The sequence below is a fragment of the Kitasatospora sp. NPDC093558 genome (assembly GCF_040683475.1).
Lineage (GTDB): Bacteria > Actinomycetota > Actinomycetes > Streptomycetales > Streptomycetaceae > Kitasatospora.
The window spans coordinates 1-2,570 of the sequence record NZ_JBFBDY010000796.1; the positions used below are offsets into that span (position 1 = coordinate 1).

The window sequence follows — 2,570 nt, forward strand, 5'->3', positions numbered from 1 at the left end:
GGAACGGCAGGCCCGGCATCAGGCGCAGGAGCAGGACGCTGCGGAAGCTCTGGTCGGTGAAGCGGCGGTCCAGCGCGGTCAGCATCCTGCCGCGCAGGAGCGGGCGCAGCGCGTCCCGGCCGAGCGCCCGGCCGAGGCCGAACGCCGCCGCCGCGCCGAGCGTGGTGCCGAGGACGGCGAGCAGGGTGCCCTCCTGGATGCCGAGCAGCAGCCCGGCGGCGGCGTTGAGGGCCGGGCGGGGCAGGAAGGCGAGCGTGCCGAGGGCGTAGACCGTGACGAAGGCCGGCGCGAGCCAGTACCCGGGCACCCCGGCGGGCAGCCCGTCGCGCAGGAACGCCGTCGGGCTCCACAGCAGCAGCGACCCGGCGGCGGCGCCGAGGATCAGGACGAGCAGCGCGAAGCGCCACCACGGCGAACGCGGGGTGGGCTCGGGCGGTGCGGGGGCTGTGTCTGGTGCGGGCACCGCCCGAGCCTATCGGCACTACGCGTACGGATCCTTCTCCGGGTTGTAGTGCCAGAACTGGTTGGCCCCGGCGTGGAAGTCCCACTGGATCACCGCGGTGCCGTCGGCGATCACGCCCCAGGCGACGTCCAGGCTGAGCCCGCTGTTGGCGTTGACGATGTGGCGGGGGGTGCCGGCGTGGCTGACCGACGGGTCGCTCCACTGCTGGTTGCTGCCGCCGTTGCAGGTCCACTGGCCGGCCTGGGTGCCCGGGGTGGTGCTGAAGGCGGGGATCTCCAGGCACTTGCCGCTGTTCTGGTTGATCCAGCCGCCCGCGGTCTGGGTCCATTTCTGGTTGGCACCGCCGGTGCAGGTCCAGATCCGGACCGGGGCGCCGTCGTCGGTGCGCCAGTCGGCGACCTCCAGGCACAGGTCGTTCGGGCCCGCGCCCATCCCGGTGCGGATCTCCGCGGGTCCGAAGTCGGCGGTCGTGGCGGTGGTGGCGGCCCCTGCGGACGGTGCGGCGAGCACTGGTGCGGCGGCGAGTGCGAGGACGGCGGCGGCCGTCGTGAGTCTCCTGCGATGGGTCATCGGATCGCTCCCCCTTGGGTGGGTTCAGCGCGGTCGGGCGAGGAAGCCGAGCAGGCGGTGCCAGGCGTCCCGGGCCGCGTCGGAGTGTTCGACCGCGCCGAGTTCGAAAAAGTTGTGCGGTGCTCCGGGGTAGGTGACGAACTCGTGCGGGCAGCCGGCGGCGGTGAGGGCCGTGTCGAAGGCGTCGACGACGGCGCGCGGGATGTGCTCGTCGGCGCCGCCCCAGAGGGCGAGGACGGGAGCGGTGAGGCCGGGCGCGAGCTGGGTCGGCCCGGGGGCGCCGTTGATCGCGTCGGGGTATCCGTAGAAGCCGACCGCGCCGGCCAGGCCGAAGCGGGGCCCGGCGGCGCGGAAGGCCTGGCGTCCGCCGAAGCAGAAGCCGAGAGCGACCACCTCGGCGGCGCCGGTCGCCCGGAGCCGGTCGAGGCCGGCGGTGAGGTCGGCGTCGAGTCCGTCCGGGGTCAGGGCGAGCAGGTGCGGGAGCAGATTCGGCAGCTCGCCGAATTCGGCCGGGCGGGCGTCCGGATCGGCTCCGGCGGTGCGGCCGTAATAATCGAGGACGAGCGTCGGGTGGCCCTGTTCGGCGAGCCGGGCGGCGGTGTGGCGGTAGAAACCGGAAAGTCCCTTGTTGTCCGGCAGCAGCAGGACGGCCGGCCCGGTGGAGAATTCCGGACGGGCCAGGAAGGCGGCGACGTCGGTGCCATCCGCCGAGGTCAGGGTGAGCGGCATGGCCTCGGCCAGGGCCCAGAGGGCCGGGGTGAAGGCGGGTGGGGCGGCGTCGGCGTCGTAGCACACGGGAAATCCCTCCGGGATCGCGAAACTGCCGGGCGTGAAGTGCGCCCGGCAGTCGGCGATATTAGCGGGAAATCCCCTTGATTTCTCTCATCATAGCGTCGAGAGATCGTTTTCGGAAGGCTTTTTCGGTGACATTGTGGTTGCATTTTCGGGCACGTCGCCGGCGGAATTCCGTTCGCTGCGGCGCAGCGCCCCGGCGCTCGGGACCAGGGCGAGCGCGAGCGCGGTGACGAGGACGAAGGAGGCGCGCAGCGAGGTGGCCTGGGCGAGCCCGCCGACGACGGCCGGGGCGATCAGGCCCGAGGTGTAGGTGACGGTGGCGACGCCCGCGATGGCCTGGCTGGGGTTGGGGCCGCTGCGCCCGGCCGCCGCGAACGCCAGCGGGACGATGACCGCGACGCCGACGCCGATGAGCGCGAAGCCCGGGATCGCCAGCGCCGGTTCGTCGGCCAGGACCACGAGCACCCCGCCCGCCGTGGCGGTGGCGCCGCCGAGGCGGGTGGCCCGGACGGCGCCGAGCCGGCGGATCACCGCGTCGCCGGCCAGCCGGCTGACCGCCATCGTGAGCGCGAACGCCGTGTAGGAGACGGCGGCGACGGTGGCCGACGCGCCGGCGACGTCGCGCAGGTAGACGCCGCTCCAGTCCATCGAGGCGCCCTCGGCGAACACGGCGCAGAAGCCGACCAGCCCGATCACCAGCGAACTGCGCGGCGGCAGCGCGAACCTCGGCGGCGCCTCGGCC

Annotated in this window: 4 protein-coding genes; all 4 read right to left on the minus strand. The window is 73.9% G+C overall.

Annotated elements, in window-relative coordinates; all coding sequences use genetic code 11:
• Positions 1-463, minus strand: a 463-nt coding sequence (locus AB0O00_RS35315; RefSeq protein WP_363658797.1) for a VTT domain-containing protein, incomplete at its 3' end; no start/stop codon positions are given.
• Between the two features lie 18 nt (positions 464-481).
• Entirely contained in the window at positions 482-1,033 is a 552-nt protein-coding gene (locus AB0O00_RS35320) for an RICIN domain-containing protein (protein ID WP_363658798.1), read from the minus strand.
• 24 nt (positions 1,034-1,057) lie between these two features.
• Positions 1,058-1,828, minus strand: coding sequence for a dienelactone hydrolase family protein (locus AB0O00_RS35325; RefSeq protein WP_363658799.1), 771 nt, complete (start codon positions 1,826-1,828; stop codon positions 1,058-1,060).
• 90 nt (positions 1,829-1,918) lie between these two features.
• A partial coding sequence (locus tag AB0O00_RS35330) for an MFS transporter (RefSeq protein ID WP_363658800.1) occupies positions 1,919-2,570 on the minus strand: 652 nt, incomplete at its 5' end.

Excerpts from the sequence above, each read along its gene's own strand:
- AB0O00_RS35320 (WP_363658798.1), bottom strand. The coding sequence starts at position 1,033 with ATGACCCATCGCAGGAGACTCACGACGGCCGCCGCCGTCCTCGCACTC.